The sequence below is a fragment of the Micromonospora sp. NPDC005305 genome (assembly GCF_040607315.1).
In the GTDB taxonomy this organism is placed as follows: domain Bacteria; phylum Actinomycetota; class Actinomycetes; order Mycobacteriales; family Micromonosporaceae; genus Micromonospora.
Window position 1 is genome coordinate 20,049 of sequence record NZ_JBEXGL010000003.1, and the last position, 19,261, is coordinate 39,309.

17 protein-coding genes and 1 pseudogene are annotated in these 19,261 nt (G+C 70.7%); 10 read left to right on the forward strand and 8 right to left on the reverse strand.

Annotated elements, in window-relative coordinates:
* The first annotated feature begins 25 nt into the window (after positions 1–25).
* From ABZS80_RS06110 to ABZS80_RS06140, 7 genes are all read left to right on the forward strand, one after another.
* Positions 26–2,074 (forward strand): hypothetical protein, encoded by a 2,049-nt coding sequence (locus ABZS80_RS06110; protein WP_355054697.1) that lies wholly within the window; start codon positions 26–28, stop codon positions 2,072–2,074.
* 416 nt (positions 2,075–2,490) lie between these two features.
* Positions 2,491–5,313: a BTAD domain-containing putative transcriptional regulator gene (locus tag ABZS80_RS06115; protein ID WP_355054698.1), complete on the forward strand. Its 2,823-nt coding sequence runs from the start codon at positions 2,491–2,493 to the stop codon at positions 5,311–5,313.
* A gap of 62 nt (positions 5,314–5,375) precedes the next feature.
* Positions 5,376–6,269: a DUF2637 domain-containing protein gene (locus ABZS80_RS06120; protein WP_355055059.1), complete on the forward strand. Its 894-nt coding sequence runs from the start codon at positions 5,376–5,378 to the stop codon at positions 6,267–6,269.
* 245 nt (positions 6,270–6,514) lie between these two features.
* On the forward strand, positions 6,515–7,030 hold the full coding sequence (locus ABZS80_RS06125) for an NADAR family protein (protein ID WP_355054699.1): 516 nt from the start codon (positions 6,515–6,517) through the stop codon (positions 7,028–7,030).
* Positions 7,031–7,182: 152 nt separating this feature from the next.
* On the forward strand, positions 7,183–7,437 hold the full coding sequence (locus tag ABZS80_RS06130) for a hypothetical protein (RefSeq protein WP_203744929.1): 255 nt from the start codon (positions 7,183–7,185) through the stop codon (positions 7,435–7,437).
* A gap of 155 nt (positions 7,438–7,592) precedes the next feature.
* Positions 7,593–7,778: a nitroreductase/quinone reductase family protein gene (locus tag ABZS80_RS06135; RefSeq protein ID WP_355055060.1), complete on the forward strand. Its 186-nt coding sequence runs from the start codon at positions 7,593–7,595 to the stop codon at positions 7,776–7,778.
* On the forward strand, positions 7,775–8,566 hold the full coding sequence (locus ABZS80_RS06140; RefSeq protein WP_355054700.1) for a DUF2785 domain-containing protein: 792 nt from the start codon (positions 7,775–7,777) through the stop codon (positions 8,564–8,566). Before ABZS80_RS06135 ends, ABZS80_RS06140 begins: the two co-directional genes overlap by 4 nt.
* Positions 8,567–8,611: 45 nt before the next feature.
* Here ABZS80_RS06140 and ABZS80_RS06145 read toward each other — a convergent pair whose 3' ends face one another.
* Entirely contained in the window at positions 8,612–9,199 is a 588-nt protein-coding gene (locus tag ABZS80_RS06145; protein WP_355054701.1) for a TetR/AcrR family transcriptional regulator, read from the reverse strand.
* Between the two features lie 73 nt (positions 9,200–9,272).
* Between ABZS80_RS06145 and ABZS80_RS06150 the strand changes: the two genes are divergently transcribed.
* The 3 genes and pseudogenes from ABZS80_RS06150 to ABZS80_RS06160 all read left to right on the forward strand — a co-directional run bounded on the left by ABZS80_RS06150 (position 9,273) and on the right by ABZS80_RS06160 (position 11,717).
* Positions 9,273–10,322, forward strand: a complete 1,050-nt coding sequence (locus ABZS80_RS06150) for a zinc-binding dehydrogenase (RefSeq protein WP_355054702.1) — start codon at positions 9,273–9,275, stop codon at positions 10,320–10,322.
* A 129-nt stretch (positions 10,323–10,451) separates the two neighbouring features.
* A pseudogene (locus tag ABZS80_RS06155) lies at positions 10,452–11,111 on the forward strand (IS701 family transposase); the annotation flags it as partial.
* A 159-nt stretch (positions 11,112–11,270) separates the two neighbouring features.
* On the forward strand, positions 11,271–11,717 hold the full coding sequence (locus ABZS80_RS06160) for a TetR-like C-terminal domain-containing protein (protein WP_355054703.1): 447 nt from the start codon (positions 11,271–11,273) through the stop codon (positions 11,715–11,717).
* Positions 11,718–12,087: 370 nt separating this feature from the next.
* Here the strand turns inward: ABZS80_RS06160 and ABZS80_RS06165 are convergent, their stop codons facing one another.
* The 7 genes from ABZS80_RS06165 to ABZS80_RS06195 all read right to left on the reverse strand — a co-directional run bounded on the left by ABZS80_RS06165 (position 12,088) and on the right by ABZS80_RS06195 (position 19,147).
* A complete protein-coding gene (locus ABZS80_RS06165) occupies positions 12,088–12,549 on the reverse strand; it encodes a DUF4262 domain-containing protein (RefSeq protein WP_355054704.1) in 462 nt (153 codons plus the stop codon).
* 90 nt (positions 12,550–12,639) lie between these two features.
* Positions 12,640–13,005 carry a hypothetical protein gene (locus ABZS80_RS06170; RefSeq protein WP_355054705.1) on the reverse strand — a complete coding sequence of 122 codons (366 nt, stop codon included), beginning with the start codon at positions 13,003–13,005 and terminating at the stop codon, positions 12,640–12,642.
* Between the two features lie 1,147 nt (positions 13,006–14,152).
* Positions 14,153–14,671 carry a hypothetical protein gene (locus tag ABZS80_RS06175; RefSeq protein WP_355054706.1) on the reverse strand — a complete coding sequence of 173 codons (519 nt, stop codon included), beginning with the start codon at positions 14,669–14,671 and terminating at the stop codon, positions 14,153–14,155.
* Positions 14,672–14,741: 70 nt separating this feature from the next.
* Positions 14,742–15,155: a hypothetical protein gene (locus ABZS80_RS06180; RefSeq protein ID WP_355054707.1), complete on the reverse strand. Its 414-nt coding sequence runs from the start codon at positions 15,153–15,155 to the stop codon at positions 14,742–14,744.
* A 28-nt stretch (positions 15,156–15,183) separates the two neighbouring features.
* Complete coding sequence (locus ABZS80_RS06185; RefSeq protein ID WP_355054708.1) at positions 15,184–16,188, reverse strand: DUF4192 domain-containing protein; 1,005 nt, start codon at positions 16,186–16,188, stop codon at positions 15,184–15,186.
* 199 nt (positions 16,189–16,387) lie between these two features.
* Positions 16,388–17,986: a VWA domain-containing protein gene (locus tag ABZS80_RS06190; RefSeq protein WP_355054709.1), complete on the reverse strand. Its 1,599-nt coding sequence runs from the start codon at positions 17,984–17,986 to the stop codon at positions 16,388–16,390.
* 21 nt (positions 17,987–18,007) lie between these two features.
* Positions 18,008–19,147 (reverse strand): AAA family ATPase, encoded by a 1,140-nt coding sequence (locus ABZS80_RS06195; RefSeq protein ID WP_355054710.1) that lies wholly within the window; start codon positions 19,145–19,147, stop codon positions 18,008–18,010.
* Between the last annotated feature and the right edge of the window lie 114 nt (positions 19,148–19,261).

The following is a 19,261-nucleotide window of genomic DNA, read 5'->3' on the forward strand; positions in this document are numbered from 1 at the left end:
CGCCTTCGCTCTGCTTCTTCTGGGTATGCCGCCGTGGCTGCTGGCGAGGTTCTTCGGCCCGCCGCTGCACAGCTGGCCAACCCTGCAGCAGCTCCGCCTCTGGGCCGCGCAACCCCTCACCACCCAGACGCTGACCGCCGGGCTGACGGTGGTCGCATGGCTGCTCTGGCTGCTCGTGGCTTACGCGGTCATCGTCACCGCCGCACGGCGTCTGCGTGCCGGCGCCCGCTGGCTGCGGCGCCTGCCGCTGCCGACACCCCTGCAAGCCACCGCCACCGGCATGGCCGGCGCTGCCGCCCTGACCGCCGCGGCCAACACCACCGCGACAGCCCCGCCCGTCCAGCCCATCGCTGTCTCCGCCGGCACACTCCACCACGACGCTGTCGACGCGCACCCGGCACCCGAGGTCCACGCGGGGGAGGGCGTCACCATCCCGGGCGGCTGGCTGCCTCAGAAGACGGCCGACCAGGTGGCCGCCGCGGCCACACTTGTGTGGCTGAGGCGCCGACGCCTCTACCAGCCCGGCCTGCGGGAGTCTCCGGATCAAAACGACCCTGACCTGGCGCCGCTGCCGGCGGCCGTCACCGCCGTCCAGGCAGCCGTCTGCGTCCCCGACCAGGACTCCAGCGAACGGTCGCCCGACGAGCAGCCCCGGGCTACCGCGCCGCCGTCAATCGCCGCGTTACCTCCGACGGGCGTCGCCTTCGCCGGCGGCGGCGCGGCCGACGCCGCCAGGGGAGTGCTGGTCACCGCGCTGCTTGCGGCGTTGCGCGATCCGCCCGACGCCATCCGCGTGGTCATCACCCGGTCCGCCCTGACCACGCTGCTTCCGCCGGCCGCCACCGCAGTCTGCGACAGCATCCCCGCCCTCCGGGTCACCGAGACCGCGGCCCACGCCGTTGAGCTGATCGACTCCCTCGCGTCGCCCACAACTGACACGGCTGGCCCGTCGCCGCCGAGACACGAGGAGCCTTCGCGGCTGGTGCTGATCACCGATCCGCCGCCGGGGCCTGCCGCCGACCGGTTGGCGGCCCTGCTCGGCGCCGGCCGAGCAACCGCGGTCGTCCTCGGCGCATGGCCGCTCGGCGCCACGTGGAGCGTCGACCAGCACGGCCGGACGGTGAATGCGCGGCTGCCGGGGCAGGCAGGGCCCCGGCTGTGCGTCCTGGACCGGGTTGCCGCGATGGACCTGCTCACGGTCATCGCCCCGCCCACGCCAAGCCGCACTCCGCAAGCAGGCACCGCCCCCCGCACAGCCGTTCCCGAACAGCGACGGCAGGCGCCCGAGGTCCGGATTCCCCGCCAAGCCGGCGAGGACCGCACGCCCCAGCCCACCCCGCCCGTTGCCGCGCAGCCGCCGGTCGAGCTGCGGGTGCTCGGCCAGCCCACGCTGCTCATCGACGGCCGGGCCGTGACCATCCGCCGCAGCGCCGCCGTGCAGATCCTGACCTTCCTCGCCGTGCACCGCCACGGCGCCACCACCGCACAACTCGTGCAGGCAATCTGGCCCGGCCTGGCCGTCCACACCGTCACCAACCGCCTCTACACCACCCTCAGCGTGCTACGCGCCGCCATCCGCGCCGCCTCGGATCTCTCGATCATCGACCACACCGACGACCGCTATCGCCTGCGCAGTGAGCACCTTGAGGTCGACCTGTGGCGGCTGCACAGCGCCGCCCACCACGCCGCCACCACCCTCACCGACCCCGCCCGCGCGTGGCAGGCCGTGATCGACGCCTACACCGGCGACCTCGCCGCCGGCCACACCTGGCCCTGGATCGACCCGCCCCGGGAAGGCGCCCGCCGGCTCGTCCTCGATGCCTACGCCGCCGCCGCGTCGACCCAACACGATCCCCGCCGCGCCGTGGAGCTCCTGCAGGCCGGGATCCGCGTCGACCCCTACAACGAGAACCTCCACCAGCGGGCCGTCGACATCCTCACCACGCTGGGAGACCACGCCGCCGCACAACGGCTGCGCGACGCCCACCGTCACCGGCTCAGCATCGCCGGGCTGCACCCCAGCGACACCCTCGGCCAGCCCCGCGAACACAGCAACGCCTCCACCGGCGACTAGCGAACCCCGCCAGACATCGAAGCGCGGCAGCGCGAGCCACCCCGTTGCGGAAGCGACCGATCGCAGGGGCCGTAACTCGTTGACCTGCGGTTGTAAGGGCGCGTGAGGTTTTGTAAGGCGCTGTAAGCCGTCGCACCGGTGCGCCGCCATCGCCACGGCCATAGCGTCAGATCATTCCCAGCCCACCGCCATCCGCAGCCCTCGTTCGCGGCGCGCTCGCCGCTGCATCCGGCCTAGCGGCGGCGTGGCAGCCCGCGACGCGAGGAGGTCAGGTGAGGTCCCGAGCAGCGAACGCCGCGGCCGCCGCCACGTCCATCATGTCCACCCTTGTCGTTGCCGCGATCCTCGTCGCAAGCGGCGTGTGGCATCCTCGGCTACCGTCGCCGGCGGCGCTCCGGCAGTGGATTCACCAACCGTTGACGACCGACTTCGTCATCCTCCTGGCCGGAGCAGGCACCGTGATGCTGTGGCTGCTCCTGGCAACCACCGTCCTGACCCGCGCCTACACGACGCTGGCTCGCCGCCTGCGCTGGCTGCCCGCACTACACCTACCCGGCCCCGTCCAAGGCCTCACCGCCGCACTGCTCGGCGCCACCGCCGTCACCACCGCCACCGCGGGCACCCCCGCCCACCCCGCCCCCGCAACCGGAACCACGCACGACAGCGACGCGCAGACTCCGGAAGCTTCGACCACCGCCCCAGCGACCCGCCAGGTGAGCAGCAGTCAACAGCTGATCCTGATGGCCGCCGACCGTGCCTACACCCACACCGTCAGGCGAGGGGACACCCTCTCCAAGATCGCCGCTGAGCGGCTCGGCGACCCCGACCGCTGGCCCGAAATCTTCGCCCTCAACCGCGGTACCCACTTCACCCACACCGGCGGAACCCTGCGCAACCCGAACGTCATCTACCCCGGCTGGATCCTCACCCTGCCCGACGGCGCCACCCCACCGATCAAACACCGACCCCGCCCCGGATCGCCACCGTCGGCCCCGGATGAGCCGGACCTCGCCACCCCTGCTCCCGCCCCGACAACCGCCCGGCCGCCCTCGACACCGCACCCGGCCCCACCCACGGCAACCACTCCCACAATCGAGCCGAGCCACGCGCCGACACCCACCACCGCCGGCACCTGCGCCAGCGCAGACAACACGACGAGCACGCCTACCTCGGGACCGACCGCGGAGCGTGAACCCCGCCCCAGCAGCACCGACCGGGGCGTGGTGCTGCCCAGCGGCAGCTGGATAAGCCTGGGCCTCGCCCTGGCCATCGCCACCGCCGCCGCCCTCGTCTGGGCGCACCGGCAGCGCCGCTACACCGCGGGCAAGCCCTCCACCACGCCGCGCTGGGAAAAGCAGACTCTCGCCCCCTTGCCCCGGCTGATTGGGCAGATCCGCCGCGCGCTGCGCCATCCCGCCGCCATCGCGGGCGAAACGGGCCAACACAACGAGCCGGCGGACGCTGCAGTCGGCGATCCCGACGGTGCCAGCACCCTGGGCAAGACCAATTCGAGCAGTCAACGCGCGACGTCACGCGATCCTTCGGCCACTGCCTCGCACGACACCTCCGCGCTGACCAGCAGCCACGGCTTCGGCCCGGTCATGCCGGCGCCTGCGCCGCTGACGGTATGGCCGCCCGCAGGGTTGGGCCTGACCGGACCCGGCGCAGACGCCGCCGCCCGAGGCTTCCTCACCGCCGCCCTCGCCGCCGACACCGACGAACATCCCCACGCGCGCACCCACGTCGTGATACCGGCAGCGACTGCGGCGACCCTGCTCGGCGCCACCACAGGCACCGTGCCCCGCACACCCCGGCTGAGGATCACCCCCACCCTCGACGACGCGCTGGACCTCCTCGAAGCCCTGGCGCTGCACCGCACCCGACTGGTCGACCAGCACGAGACCGCCACCGTCGCCGACCTACGCGCGGACCCCTACGAAGAGCCCCTCCCACCGGTCATGCTCCTCACCCACCCCCCGGACCGGCGCGAGCGCCCCCGCGTCGCCGCCCTCCTCACCCAAGGGCAACGCCTGGACATCCACGGCGTGCTCCTCGGCCCCTGGTCCGACGGCACCACCGTCACCGTCAACGAGGACGGCACCACCACACCCGCCGACACCGACCACGCCTCCCACCGCGGCGACATCGGCCGGCTCACCGTCCTCGAACCCACCGAGACCCTCGATCTGCTCGCCGTGCTGGCCGAGGCCCACACCGGCGAGGCCCCCTCCCCGGCCCCCACCGAGCCCACGCCCACCGCACAGCGCACAGCCGCTCAGCCCGACCCGCGAACACCGCTGCCGGACCAGCATCAGCGAGCAACGATGCCGGCCGACACACCCCTACACGGTGCTCACCACGAGATCCAGGCGCTCGACACGGGCCACGCTGACGCCCTCGACCAACCCGCCACCACCAGCACGCCGGCGACCAGCTCCAACCCACCCGTCCCCGAAACCGGCGCCCTCACCACGGTCGCGGTCACCGTGCTCGGTGCTCCCGCCCTCGCCCACGCGGACCCGCAGCGCAGCCTGCGCGCCAAATCCCTCGAACTGCTGGTATACCTGGCCGCACGCGACGGCGCCGCCACCACCGAGGCGATCCTCGACGACCTGCTGCCCGACGCACCCGCGAGCAAAGCCACCCACCGGCTGCACACCTACGTCTCAGACCTGCGCAGCGTCCTGCGCCACCACGGCGGACCCGGCACCTACCTCACCCACCCCCGCCACCGCTACGAGCTCAACCCCGACCGCCTCGACGTGGACCTGTGGCGGATGCGCGCCGCCCTCCGCGCCGCCAACACCGCCACCAGCAAAGCCGAACGGGTCGCGGCGCTGCGCCGCGCCGTCGACACCTACCGCGCACCGCTCGCCGACGGCTGCGACTACGAGTGGATCGAGCCCCACCGGGAAGCCGTGCGGCAACAAGCCCTCGACGCGGCCGTCGCCCTCACCGAGGAACTCGACGGCCAACCGGCCGAGCAGCTAGCCGTCGTCGACGCCGCCATCGGCCAGCACCCCTACGCCGAGCAGCTGTATCAGGTGGCCATGCGCGCCCGCGCGCACCTCGGCGACATCGACGGCGTGCGGGCCCTACGCCGAACCGTGACACGGCAGCTCGCCGACATTGACGCCGAGCCCGGCAACGACACGCTCACCCTGGCCGACCAGCTCATCGCCAAGCTGCGCTCCGCCGGCCGAGAGGGTCGGGCCGCAGCGCAGGGAGCACGATCGTGAGCCCGCTGACCAGCCCCACCACCCGTACCGGGGACAACTCGACAAGCGAGGCCGCGACTGATGTGGCTGTGGTGCACCTGAAGCGGCTTCGATGGGCAGTACGGGCAACGCTCACCCTCGGGGTCGCCGCATCGGTCGCCGCGAACGTGCTGCACGCCCGACCGAACCCGATCAGCCAGATCATCGCCGCGTGGCCGCCGCTGGCGCTGCTGCTCACCGTCGAGCTGATCTCCCGCGTCCCGCACCACCGCCGCTCCCTCGGCATCATCCGCATCGCCGCCACCAGCGTTATCGCCGCCATCGCCACCTGGGTGTCGTACTGGCACCTCGTCGGGGTCGCCGCCCGCTACGGCGAGGCCGGCGCAGGGGCCGCCTACCTGCTGCCCATCTCCGTTGACGGCCTGGTCATCGTCGCCAGCGTCAGCCTCGTCGAGCTCACCGCCCGGATCCGCGCGGGACAACCCGAACAGCACCCCCAGCCCCCTGTGGCCGCCACACCCAGTCCCGCGTCCACCACACGCATGCCGCACGCGAAATCAGCGGGCCGCCGAGACGAGGGCACTGCAGACGCGTCATCCGGCGCGAGGGCATCAGCCGATCCGGTCCCGTGCCCTGACCCGCCGCAGCGTCGCCCACAACATGACGCCGGCGACGGCGAGCGCCGGCCGAGGCGCCACCTGGTCGACGTGGCCAACGCGCGAATGCAGCGGCCCTCCGCTGCCAGCGCCGTGAACGGCGAGCCGGCGGTGAACGGCGACCAGCTGGTGCCGTCGGAGACGGCCGCCGCCGTTGCCTACTGGCACCGGCGGGAGCCCCACCTGCATCCGGCCGAGATCGCGGCGCGTATCGGACGCTCGGAACGCACCGTGCGCCGGTACTGGCCGCCACGTCCGCAGACACCACCGGCAGCCAATGCAAACCCCCCCAGTGATCTCACCGAAGGGGCCCGCACCTAGCAACGCGACCGCTCCTACGACCCACGGAACTTCGGGGGAAGAGATGTCGGCGTACGGGGTTCCGGTGCAGAGTAGGGTGCGCCAGACGTCGGGGCGCGAAGCGTTCGGGACGCTACGACGGCGGCCGGCCCCACGTCCGCCACTCACGATGAGTAATCGGTGTACGTGAGCTGGCGCCCGGAGAGCGGCAGATCCGGATGGTGGCCAGCGAACTCGGTTGCCGCTCTGTCGATGCCTGTGACACGGTGCAGATCCCCGACCCCCGCTCCGAGGCCCAGATGACGATCTACTTCTACGGTGCCGACGAGGTTCCGTACGGCTGCTTCTCCAACTTCTCCGGCCACGGCTTCGACCTCGACGGCCACTGGTGGACGACCTCCGAGCACTATTTCCAGGCCCAGAAGTTCCCCGGCACCCGCCACGCCGAACTCATCCGGCGGACGGCGACCCCGTTGCGGGCCGCCGAGCTGGGCCGCGACCGGTCCCGGCCGCTGCGCCGCGACTGGGAACGGGTCAAAGACGACGTGATGCGCCGGGCCGTGACGGCCAAGTTCACCGCCCACGCCGACATCCGCGCCATCCTGTTGGACACCGGCGACGAGGAGATCGTCGAGGACACCAGCACTGACCACTACTGGGGACGCGGCCGGAGTGGCACCGGCAAGAACATGCTCGGACGGATCTTGATGCGCACCCGCACCCAGCTACGCGCCGACCTCACCCAGAACGCCAACACCCAGGGCCACCGACAGCGGCGATAGCACTGAGCGCAACCATCGCGAACGCGCTGTCCGCGGCAGATTGGTGCGTTCGTCAACGGGCTCGCACGGAGCGGTTTACCTCGCGCGCATCCGCCCCTGACCAGCGACGTATACACGCTCAGATCCCAACGTTGCGACGCTAGTCTCGGCTAATGAAGACGTACCTGCAGAGCCCGAACGCGCTCTCCAACGCGGAGATCGCAGAGGTCTACTCCCTGGCTGAGCAGCACAACGTAGGCATCTGCCTGTACGGCGGCACCCAGTCGCCGTCCAAAGGCGCTGCGGAGTGGTCAGCCTCCGGGAGCATCCTCGCGCTGCGCCGCTTCATGAAGGCGGTGGGGTTCAGCACCATCCCCAAGCCGTCGTATCCCGAGGTCCGGTGGACCGACAAGAACAGGTGGGAGTGACGACCGCTCATCGGCACGTCCGGATGCAGGCACCGGCGATCCGGTTACCTTCCGTGACGAGCGCTTTGCGGCCACTTAGCGCGCGTTTGGCGGCCTGACCGGGCATCCACCGACCCTTGTCTATTGGATAGTGACCATGGCGGAACGGTCTGGGGATTCGGCTTGAGCGAGGGTTTCCGCGTACGGCCGGGTGGCTGTACCGGCGCAGCAGAGGGAAGATCGGCGGCAAGATGTTCGGCGCACCGTTGCTGTTGCTGGCCAAGACCGGGCGGAAGTCGGGGCGGTCGTGGACGGTACCCGGCAGGTCGTACATCATGCGATGGCCTAGGCTGCCCAGGTGATCGACTGGGACCACGTATGCGATACGGACTTCGCTTTGCCGGCGACGGCTGACCTCGATGAGCTCGTCGCTGATCTAGCCGAGTCTCTGCGTGACCCTGACCCCGAGGTACGCGACGGTTCACCGTACGTGGTGCTGCGTACCTGGATCGCCCGTGATGTCATCGATCGTGTGCGGCGCCGGTGGCTGGGTGACCAGATGGCAGCCCGGTTCACTGACCAGCAGATCCAGGCGCGCACCTTCGCCCCGCTGGTTCTGGACATGATCGTCAGCAAGGGTGACTTCGAGCCGGCGTGGCAGGAGGCGTTCTGCCGCTGGTACCTGGCCGAGACCGACTTGCGCGGGTATGACGACAAGCTGGGCTGGTTGCACGCGGTGGCTCACGGCGCCGACCTGCTGGCCGCGTTCGGCCGGCATCCGCGTGTCGACCCGACCGCCATGTTGGAGCTGGCCGCGGCGCGGCTACTGGCACGCACCGAGTACCTGTACGCCGAGCAGGAGGACGACCGGCTCGCGCGGGCGATCGCGCTTACCCTGACCCGCGCCGAGCTCACCAGTGACCAGGCCGTCCGGTGGCTGGACCCGATCCACGAGGACTTCGCCTCACCTCGTCGCGGGCAGACCCCGGTGTACCGGTCCAACACGATGCGCACTCTGCGGATGCTGTACATCCTGACCGACCTGGGCGTGCGCACCGGCCGCGACAGCGCACCTATCCCGTTGCCGCACGCCGCCGCAGTGAAGGACCGCCTGGTGCCAATCCTTGCCGAGGTCTTCCAGCACTCCTGACGCGGGGCGGCGGCTGCCGCCCGGATCGCGGCATTGTGACTAGTACTACAGTCGCGATGCGTGATGTTCACGGCGTGTCGTGACCACTAGGGTTCGTGCCAGGTCAGCGCTTTCCGAAAGGCTATCGAGCGGGAGCGGCTGCATAGCGAGAGCGCCCTCGTGCAGCACGAGGAGCTGGGTGGCGAGGGCGGTGGGGCCTGAGCAGCCCGCCGCGGTGGCGAGTTCCTTGAACAGGTTCACCAGCCAGAGCTTCTGGTTCGCGGCGATGCGATGCGCGGGATGCGAGGGGTCCGGGAGCTCGGCCAGTGCGTTGATGAACGCGCAGCCGCGGGTGTTGGTCTCGCTCCAGGTCCGCAGTGCGTCGAAGGGTGCGGTGACGGCCTCAACGGGACCGTCACAGGCGTCAACCGTGGCGCGGACAAGTGACCTCCAGCGCTGGTCACGTTCCGCGAGGTAGGTCGCCACGAGGTGGTCTTTCGAACCGAACTGGTTGTACAGGGTCCGCTTGGTCACGCCTGAGTGCTCAGCGATCAGATCCACGCCGACCGCTGTGATCCCACGGTTATAGAACAGCTCCTCGGCAGCCGCCACGATGCGGCGGCCCGCCGGTGTCATGGGCTGCGCTTCCCGCATCAGGCGCCCCTTCACCGATCGGTGTACTATCGCAGATGTTCACAGATCAGTATACCTGCGAGGAGGACAGGCGATGGGTGTGCCCAAGACCATGCGCGCGGTGCGGATCGCAGAGCACGGAGGGCCGGAGGTTCTTGAACTGACGGAGGTGGCCGTGCCTGCCCCGCAGGCAGGAGAGGCGCTGGTCCAGGTCAGCGCGGTCGCGCTGAACAACACCGACCTGTGGACCCGGGAGGGCGCCTACGGCCGTCCGGGAGACCCGAAGGCGCTGTCGGGCTGGCGAGGCCCGATCGACTTCCCACGCATCCAGGGCGCCGACGTGGCCGGCCGGGTCGTGGCAGTCGGCGCCGACGTGGACAAGAGCCTCGTCGGTCGCCGAGTGGTCGTCGACCCAGCGATCTACGACGCCGACGGGCCGGACGCGAACCCGGTGGGCCTGATGGGGAGCGAACGCGACGGCGGTTACGCCGAGTACGTGACCGCGCCGTCGGAACGTGTGCACGACGTGACGGAATCCCCGCTCACCGACGATCAGCTCGCGACGTTGCCGACTGCGTACGGCACAGCGCTGGGCATGATCGAGCGGGCACGGCTGCGGGCGGGAGAGACCGTGCTGGTCTCGGGAGCGTCCGGCGGTGTCGGCCTCGCGCTGCTGCAGATCGCCCGTGCGCGCGGTGCGAGGGTGCTCGCCATCAGTAGCGGATCCAAGATCGATTCGGTGCGTGAGGCGGGCGCACACGAAGTCATTGACCGCGCACGAGACATCGCCGAGCAGGTCCGCGCTGCCGCGCCGGAGGGCATCGACGTCGCACTCGACGTCGTCGCTGGGGACCTGGTGAGTCAGGGACTGCCGCTGCTGCGCGAAGGTGGCCGCTGGGTCATCGCCGGCGCACTCGGCGGGTATAACGTGACCTTTGATGTGCGCCGTCTCTACCTGCACAACGCGCAGGTGATCGGCTCCGCGATGCACACGCCAACGCACTTCGACCTCCTCATGAACCTGGCTCGTCAGGCCGAAATCCAGCCCGTCATCGCCGCGACGTTCCCGCTGGACCAGGCCGTTCAGGCGCAGGAAGAACTCGCCCGCAGGAGCCATGTGGGAAAGATCGTCCTGCACCCCTAGCGGTGCAGTCGCGATGTGTGATGTTCGCGGCGTGTCGTGACCTCGACCATGGTCGAGCCGTGGCGAACTTGGCGGCGTGGAACTCGCTGGAGATGTGACGTCCGGGTCGTGGCCGTGGTTGATGATCGTATGGCGCGGTGGCAGGCCGCCTTCGACGATATGTTCTCCTTGGTAGCCGGTCGTTTCGCGCAGGCCGCCTCGCGTCGCCGAGCGCGGATGTATCTGCTGGGGTTGCTCTCCGGGGCGGAGCGAAAGAACTCTTGGACCTTGGCTGAGCAGGCCGGTGACCTGACTCCGAGCGGGATGCAGCGGCTGCTGGGCTATTACCGCTGGGACGCCGACGACGTTCGTGATGATCTGCGCGGCTATGTACTGGACACCCTCGGTGATCCCAGTGCTGTAGTGGTGGCCGACGAGACGGGTTCTCTGAAGAAGGGCACCAAATCTGCCGGAGTTCAGCGTCAATATTCCGGCACTGCCGGACGGATCGAGAACTGTCAACTGGGTGTGTTCCTGACCTACGTCTCGAACAAGGGGCGGGCGTTGATCGACCGGGAGCTCTACCTCCCGGACGCGTCATGGTGCGCTGATCGACAGCGGTGCCGGGAGGCGGGGATCGCCGATGGTGTCGAGTTCGCGACCAAGCCAGTCCTGGCAGCGGCGATGCTGGGACGCCTGTTGGACTCCGGTGCTCAGGTGGGCTGGTTCACCGCCGATGAGGCCTACGGCGACAACCCGGGTCTCCGGACCTGGCTGGAAGACCACGACCTCAATTACGTGATGGCGGTGTCCTGCGACAGCAGATTCACCACCCCGACCGGGCCGCGAACGTGAACGCGCTTACCGTCATCAACTGATCATCACGGCCGCGCGCGAACTCGCGGAGACCGAAGGCGGGGAGGCAGTCACGACACGACGGCTGGCTGAACGGGTCAGTACAGCCAGCCGGTGCTGTACAGCCATTTCAACGGCAAGGACGCCATCGTCAGCGCCGTCGCCCTGGACGGATTCAGCGAACTCGCCGCCCACCTGCGCCGCGCACGGCAGGCCGCCCCCGAGCCCGGACAGGCCCTGCGCTCCGTCTGCCGCGCCTACCTTGAGTTCGCGGCCGAGCGACCTGCTCTGTACCAGGCCATGTTCATCCTGCCCACCGACCTGAAGTTCGCGAGCGCCGAGACACCGCCCCCGCTGCGGGCTTCTTTCGACGAGTTCGTCAGTTGCTTCCACCCAGACAACAAGCGACGCGAACTATTCGCCGAAGTCCTCTGGAGCGCGTTGCACGGCATCGCCGTCCTGTCGGAAAGCGGCCGCATCCCCCCGGACGGACAGGAGGAACGACTCGACTTCCTTCTCACCCAGATCGCGGACACCCCGATGAAGCCGACCACCCCATAAGAGCTCGAGGCCCAGGATCTGAGAAGAGCATTGAACGCACTCTCATCGGCAGATCCGCGCACACTCATCGGCAGATCCGGACACCACCGGGGCTCGGCAAATGTCACTGTGGGTAGTCGATGATTTCTGTGTGCTGGCGGCGACTCGGCCGGTCAGCCCGCCGCTGAGCTTGCGGATGTCGATGGCCGTTGTGTACTCGGTGGCGTACGCGGTTCTGCGCTGCAGCCCGTACGCCGACAAGAGACGCCGCAAAGACAAAGAGGACCGATCTTCTTTCTCGTGCCGGTCGTTGACAGGCGGCTCTGGCTACGAAGGACCTCGCGGCGCGGGGCCGGATGCGACATCGCATCCGGCCCCGCGCGGCCGAGGTCTATGGCCGCGCGATCAGCGGCTGCACGGCGGAGGGAAACGCGTAGGCGGTGTCCCAGGGGAAGCGGCCGTGGCGGTCAGGCCAGACAACCTGCTGCAGGCGGACGCGGTCGCGGCCGTAGCGGCCGATCGCGCCGCCCGGGTGCAGATGCTCGGTCGGGTCGCCGTCGATGATGACCGCGTCGTGTCCGGCGATGAGGTCGCCGATGCGCTGACCGTGACGGAAATGCTCGGCCTTGTCGTAGACCCTGCTCGCGAGGTCGTTGAGCAGCGCTTGGGAGGTAGCCGGGTCGAGTCCGGCGATGATCAGCTCCGGGTAGTCGTGTGCGGTGAGCCCGACGGTGTAGGCGAAGGGTGCGGTGTCGTCGGGGTCGTCGTCGCTTGGGACGACGAGAGTTACCGCCCAGCCCACCCTGTCGATGATCTCGCCTTGGCGGTACAGGAAGTCGTCTATGCCGGTCACGAGGAACGCTCCTTCATTGGGATGCGGGCAGCGGTGGCGAGCCACGGGGCTCGTACCGCACCCGCTCCGGGCATTCGTTGGTGTGGTTGTTCAGGTAGAGGTGCTGAACTCGGATGGACCCTGCTCGGGCGGGTCGACCTCGACGAAACCGAAGAGCCGTGCGATGAGTTGCAACGCCTGCGTGTCGTAGCGGTCGGCGAAGCCGCGGCAGATCGCCGGCTTGACCTGGGGATGCATGTAATGCGGAAGCGTGGAGTGGCAGATGATGAAGGACTGCCTGGTGCGGGCTTCGGCGACAAGGTCGTGTAGCCGGCCCGGGGTGAGACGCATCTTGTTGCCTGGCGCGAACACGCAGGTGTCACACTGCCGCGATAGCAGCCGTGACTTGCCCAGCTGAGGGTCGCCGACGCTGAGGTCGCCGGCATCGGCGGGGTCCGGGTCGATCGCGGGTGCCATAGGGTTTCTCCTCTCCTTGTGAAGCGCTGGGGCGCTGTTCGAGCGGCTCGGTCTGTGGGGCGGGGTTTGCTGGCGGTCCGGATCTGCACCGCAGGTGCGCGGGGGCGCGACCAGCGCGTTAGGCGCGGGCGAGCCGGATGGGGTTTTGGCAGCCTGCAGCCCACGCCGTTGCCCGTGGTTGCGGCATACGCGTCCCAAGCCCCGGTAGCCCGCGGTGGTAGGGCGCAGGGCACGAGACGCCGAAGCGCGGACGGCGACGCGACTTGGCGAGGCGTCAGTCGCCGGTAGGACAGAAGGACCGACTGCGGCGCCGGGTGGGGAGTCAGCGCGAGTTGTTAGGCGGCGCGCGGCGCCGGCATCGGCCGCTGCGGCGGTGGGCCAGGCCGGGTGGGCCGGAACCAGCCGGCGAACCGCGCCGCCGCGCCGGCTGGAGCAGCGACCTTCGCTCGCCCTCGGGTGAGCACTTCGCCTCGGGTGGCCGCGTGGCAGGCTCGGCGGGCGTCGCGCGCCGGCGGGCAGGGGTAGGCCTCGCCGGTGCAGCGTAGGTTGGCGCAGCGGTCCGGCCGGTGGGGATCAGGGAGGTGGGCAGACGCGACGTCGGCGGCGAGCAGCCACAGCAGGACGTCGGTGACGTCGCGGGGAATGCAGCGGCGGTGCGGCTGCGTCATCGGCGTTGCCTCTCGCGGATTGTCGGCTGGGGTGGCCGCCACCCCGGCCAGCGGTGTGGGCCGCTGCCGGGTCCGCCGGGGTGGCGGCAGCCACGAGTGACGCTCCACTTTCCCGATAGATCAAGTCGTCGTCGAGGAGGTGAGCCTGGGCTTCAGCGAGGAGGGAGCGGCCGCAGGGGGCAGGAAGGAAGCATTCCAGCGCCCAGCGCGCCGACGGCTCGTCAACGCCCTGTCCGGGGGAGGCTGGACGGCCTGCGGCCGCCCGACGAGCAGACCCACCGCAACATGCGTGGCCCGCAGCAGTCTCCGGCCTGGAAGTCGGCTGGTAGCGGCGGAACCCGCCGGGACCTGCTGTGTGTGGGATTTCCGCGCTTTTCTCGGGAGCCGCGCGGTGATCGCCTCACCCCGAAGGTGATGAGCGGGGACGGCCTCGGCGGGTCAGAGGAGACCGCTTTCCCCGGGTAGCCGGGATGCGCTGGTTACCGCGGGCAGCCGGGCCACGGGTCGGTGGGGTCAAGCTCGCCCGGGTCGGCGTTGTCGCGTTCGTTGCCGTTCCACTCGATGCGTGCCTCGATTTCGGCGCCGGCGAGGGCGGTTTCGATTGCGGCTTCGGCGGCGTCGAAGGCGTCATCGCTCGTGCCGGCCGCGAGCTCGGCGAGGACGGTCAGGGTGAGGCGGACCTGCCAGCGGCGGGGCAGCAGCGGCAGGTCGACGACCTCCATGACCCGGTTCGCCGCATCAATGTCGATGTCGTGCTCGCTGACCGCCTCGCGCAGCGCCTGCCACATCTGTCTGCGGAGCTGCGTCAACGATTCGGGGATAGCGGGCGGCGGCTGCGGGTCGCTGTGGTGGTTACGCAGGTAGGCCTGGATCTGGGTGGTGGTGTGAGTGAGCCATCCCAGCGGGGCTGGCTGGCCGGGGTGGAAGGCGTCCCAAGCATGGCGCAGGACGGATTCGAGGCTCGGGGGTGCGGCAGGGGCGGCCGTCGGTTCGGTCATCAGGTCCTCCGTTGCGTTGCAGACACCCGCACCCGCCGCCCGTTCGGGGCGACGGGTGCGGGTGTCTGGCTCAGGGCGTCGAGTCGGTGGCGGCGCGCGGCGACTCGGCGGGGTTGACGCACTCGGGAATCGAGAGCACGGCGAGGTCGGTGCGGATCAGGGCGCCGCAGGTGTGTCGTAGGGCGGCGCTGGCCTTGTCGTGCTGGGCGAGAGCGGCGGTGAGGGCGTCAGCGACCCGGTCGAGCCGCTGTCGTAGTGACAGAACGGTGTCGGCGTCGCTGCTGGCATGGACGTCGCAGAGCACGTTCGCGGCGTCGGTCAGGACCGTGATCTGGGCGCTGGTGGCGGCGATGGTGCCAGCCGCGGCAAGCAGCGCGCACAGCTGCTCTGGGTGGTGTGCGCAGGCCTCGGCGAGCTGATCCGGGTCGAGGGCGTAGCCCTGGTCGTGCAGCAGCCGCTGGACGTCGAGGTGCGGTGCGGACATGGATGTCTCCAGACGGGACGGGCGCGGGTCAGGCGATGGTGGGCTGGCCGGGGTAGGGCCAGCCGTCGAGCACGGACGGGGCGAGCCCGGCCCGCAGCGCCTGGTCGATCAGATGCGCGAGGGTGTAGGCGGGGTTGGCGCCCAGGGCGCGGTCGACGGCGATGGAGGCGAGCGCGCCGTCGCCGCGGCGCCACGCGGCGAAGGCGAGCAGACTCGCCGGTGGGGCCACGAGCGGCGGGTGCGCGCGGCGGGTGATGTCGGTCCACATGGCGACGTGCCAGGGCTGGGCGTCGGTGGCCTGCCAGGCGACGTCGCGGATCGCGGGGACGGGCAGCAGGACAGTGAGCCAGGCCAACTCGTCATCGGTGAGGGTCTGCTCGTCGGCGTAGCGGGCGAGCATGTCCCGCACCGCCTGTTCGCCGGCGCGGATCAGGCCGTCGCGTCCGGCCTCGCTGACGAGGGTGCGGCGTCGAGCTCGGGCGTGGGCGGTGGCGCGGGTGACGGCGACGCGGGCGTCCCCGGTGGTGGGGGCGATGCTGGCCACGAGCGCGGCCCGGTCGGGTAGGGCGTGACAGCCGGCGACAATGGCGTGCATGGTGATGTCGCTGCGCTGGGGGTCGAAGGGCACGCCGTCGGTGGGGCAGCAGGCGGGGTCCTGGCAGAGGTAGGAGAAGTAGCGGCCGTCGGTGACCCGCAGCGCGTCGAAGACGTCGATGTCAGTGGCGGCCAGCCGCGGGATCACGGTGTCGATGGCCGGGGTGACGGTGGCGGCGGGGCCGTAGCCGACGGCGATGGCGCGGGTGGCCGCCGCGTTCCGCAGCATGCGGATCTGCGACAGGATGTAGTCGTCGGCCCAGGCGGCGACCTGGCTGGGCTGGGGGAGGTCGGCGCGGCTGGCGACGGCGATCCGGGTGCCGGTGAGGCCGACGATCACGAGGCTGTCGGTGGGGTGGAAGCCGAGCAGGTAGGGCACGGCGGTGAGCAGGTCCGCGGGCGAGGTGATCGGCAAGCGCGGGTTGTTCGGGCTGTTCACGGTTTCTCCTGTTCTGTCGTAATGGGTTCGGGCACGGCTGGGCGGCCGTGCTCGGCGTTGGAAGTGCGCGGGGTGGCCGAGCAACGGCCAGTGGGAGCGCGATGAGTGATCTCGACCGGTGGTTGTCGGCGTGACGCCGAAGTTCGGTGGACCGCGAGCCGACACCTCGGCCAGGGGAGAGCCCGGCGGAGAGACGGGGTCAGGCGTGCTCGAGGGCAGTGACCGCGGCGTCGGCGATGTGGCCGATGGCCTGCACGGGATCCGCCACCAGGATCGTGGTGGTGTCGGCGAAGGTGTGCCCGTCCAGGTCGGCGGGACGCAGCCACAGCACGGCGCAGCCCGCCTGGTGCAGGGTGCTGATGAGGCGTTGCGCGGGCTCTCGGTCGGGCAGGTCGCCGTCGGAGACGACAGTGAGCATCCGTAGCCGTCCGGGTTGGCGCAGCTGCAGTAGTTGGTCGGCGAGTTTCACCGCGTCGGTGAAGGCGGTGCTGCCGCCCACCGCGGACAGTTCCAGCACGTGGGTGGGGTGCTGGCGGGGTGGGACGAGCAGGGTGACGTCGCTACCGAAGGCGATGGTGGCGGTGACGGCCTGGTTGTGGTGGGCGGCGTGGGCGAGGATCCACCCGGCCGACGACATGGGCGCCGCCCAGGGGTGCATGGAGAAGGAGGCGTCGACGATGACGCCTAGCTGCAGGGTCGGTTTCGGCGGGGGCAGCTGCGTGCGCTGCTGCCAGGGGGTGGCGGTGGGCATGGAGCCGGAGGCGATCTGCGCTTGGGCGGTGATCGCGTGCCGGGTTCGCAGCCTGCCTGGCGGCACCAGGCTGGGCCGGATGTCTGGTTCCCGGTGGTTGGTACGGGCGCGGCGCAGCCGTGCGGCGAGGTGGCGGGCGGCGGCGCGTTCGGCGTCGGTCGGCTCCCGGCGGGTCCATGTCGCCGGTGCGGAGAAACGGGCGTGGATCTGCTGATCTCGATACTGGGCGGGGGTGAGGCCAGTGGTGTGGGCGAGGTAGTCGGTGAGCGCCTGGGCGAGCAGCCCGGCGAACACGCCCGCGTCCGCGGTGGGCGCCTGAGGCTGCCGGTGTGGGTCGATGTCGAGGAGCCGGCACCACCGCCACGCCAGGTCGATCATCGTGTCGGCGTCGCTGTCGTCGACGCTGTGGGCTTGACGCCACAGCTGGCGGAGCTGCAGCAACCGCTTGCGGCCGAGGACGGTGGTGACGGCGGCACGGATCCCTCGGGTGTCCTTAGCGGTGAGGATGCGGGCATCGACCCGCGCCAGGAGCAGTCCAGCGAGGTGCGCGGCGTGCCACGGGTCGTCGACGGCGGCGTCGTCGGCGCTGATCAGGGTCGTGACGGTGTGGCGTAGCCACCGCCGGTCACCGCGCCGACGGGTGCGCTGCCGGTACTCGATGCGGGACTCCTCCAGTAGCTCGGCGACGGCGGCGACGACGGCAGGGGTGTCGGGCGGGGTGCGCCACAGGCTGTGGGCGGCGTGCGCGGCCTCGTGCACGAGCAGCCCGTAGGCGGTCGGTACGAGGCGTTTGTGGCCGGCGCGGCGGGGGTTGGCGATGTCGGGGGAGCCGATGTAGGTGGCGTCGACCTCGATGCGGCCGGCGTCGGGGTAGCAGCAGGCGGGTGCGCCGCCACCGGCGCCGGGCGCGACGGTGACGGTCAGGTCGGTGCGGCCGGTCAGGGTCGGGATGTGCCGGGTCCAGGCGTCGCTCCACACCTGCCAGTCCGGGCCAGCGGTTGCGGGCGCGGCCGGGCCGGTCTGCAGGTGACTGTGTGGGTGAGGCATCAGGGGTTCTCCTTTCGGGGGTCAGCGCTGTTTGCCGAGGGTCAGGGCGGTGATGTCGGTGCCGAACTGTTGGCGCAGGGCGGCGAGGACCTGCTCGCGGTCGTCGGCGGGGGCGCGGCCGGCGAGGTTCGCCACGGCTGCGGGCAGGCCGAGGGTTTTGCGGACGCGGGCGAAGCCGAGCAGCTCCCGCAGTTGCGGCGCCCAGGTGACGCGTCCGGCGGCGAGGTCGGCGTTGAGGGCGATGGCGGCTTGGACGGCGGGGTTGGGGACGCCGAGGTGGCGGGCGAGGTCCCAGTCGGTGGTGACCTCGATGTGCACGTCGAACCGCGACGCCAGTGCTTCGGTGAGGATCGCGCCGTGGACGCCCGGGTTGTGGCCGGCGATGACGTAGAACCCGTCGACGGCTTCGACGCGTTCGTTGCGGTAGCCGGGAATGGTGATCACCCGGCGGCCGTCCATGGCCGGGTAGAGCGCGGCGAGGACCTTCGGTGGGATGAGGGTGGCGTCGTCGACCAGCAGCGCGCGGCCCTCGCGCATGGCGGTGACGAGGGGTCCGTAGACGAACTCGAACCCGCCGTCGGGTAGCGGGATGAAGTTACCGAGGAAGTCCTCCACGACGGTGTCGCCGGTTCCGGCGACGGTGATCAGGTCAGGGAAGGCGGCCTCGACGAGGGCGGTCTTGCCGGTGCCGGGCGGACCGTAGAGCAGCACGGGGATACGCTTCTCGCGCAGCCTGCGCAGCACGTCCACGTCGGGGGCGCCCGCGAGCTTGCGGGGGAAGTACAGGTCACCGTTGGGGCGCGTGACGGGCTGCCGCCGACCCGCCCCGTGACGTCCTTGGCGGGGTGTACGCGGGGCGGGCGGTGGCATAGTCCCGGCGGCGTCGATCCCGGCCTGGGTGATTTGGAACCGGTGCGGGCCCGTCTGATGGGTGGCGTAGCCGGCGGCGGCCATTTTCTTCAGGGCTTCGAACACCGCGCCGGTGGAGGGGGCGGCGATCGCCGTGGTCAGCTCCCCGACCTTGAACACCCGGTCGGGGTGCGCGGCGAGGTGAGCGGCGACCTGCCGGTAGAGGTAGCCGGGCCGGCGGCCGTCACCCGGATCTGCCGTGGGGGAGGCGTCACCGGTTTGCGGGGCTGTGGTTGGGGTTGCAGGGTCCATGCAGGCCTCCTGTGATCTGGGGTGGGGCCCGCGCACCCCCGTCTCCGGGGTGCGCGGGCAAGGTGCGGTGTCCGCGCGGTGGAGACGGGGCGGTGAACGGGCCGGACCCCGGTT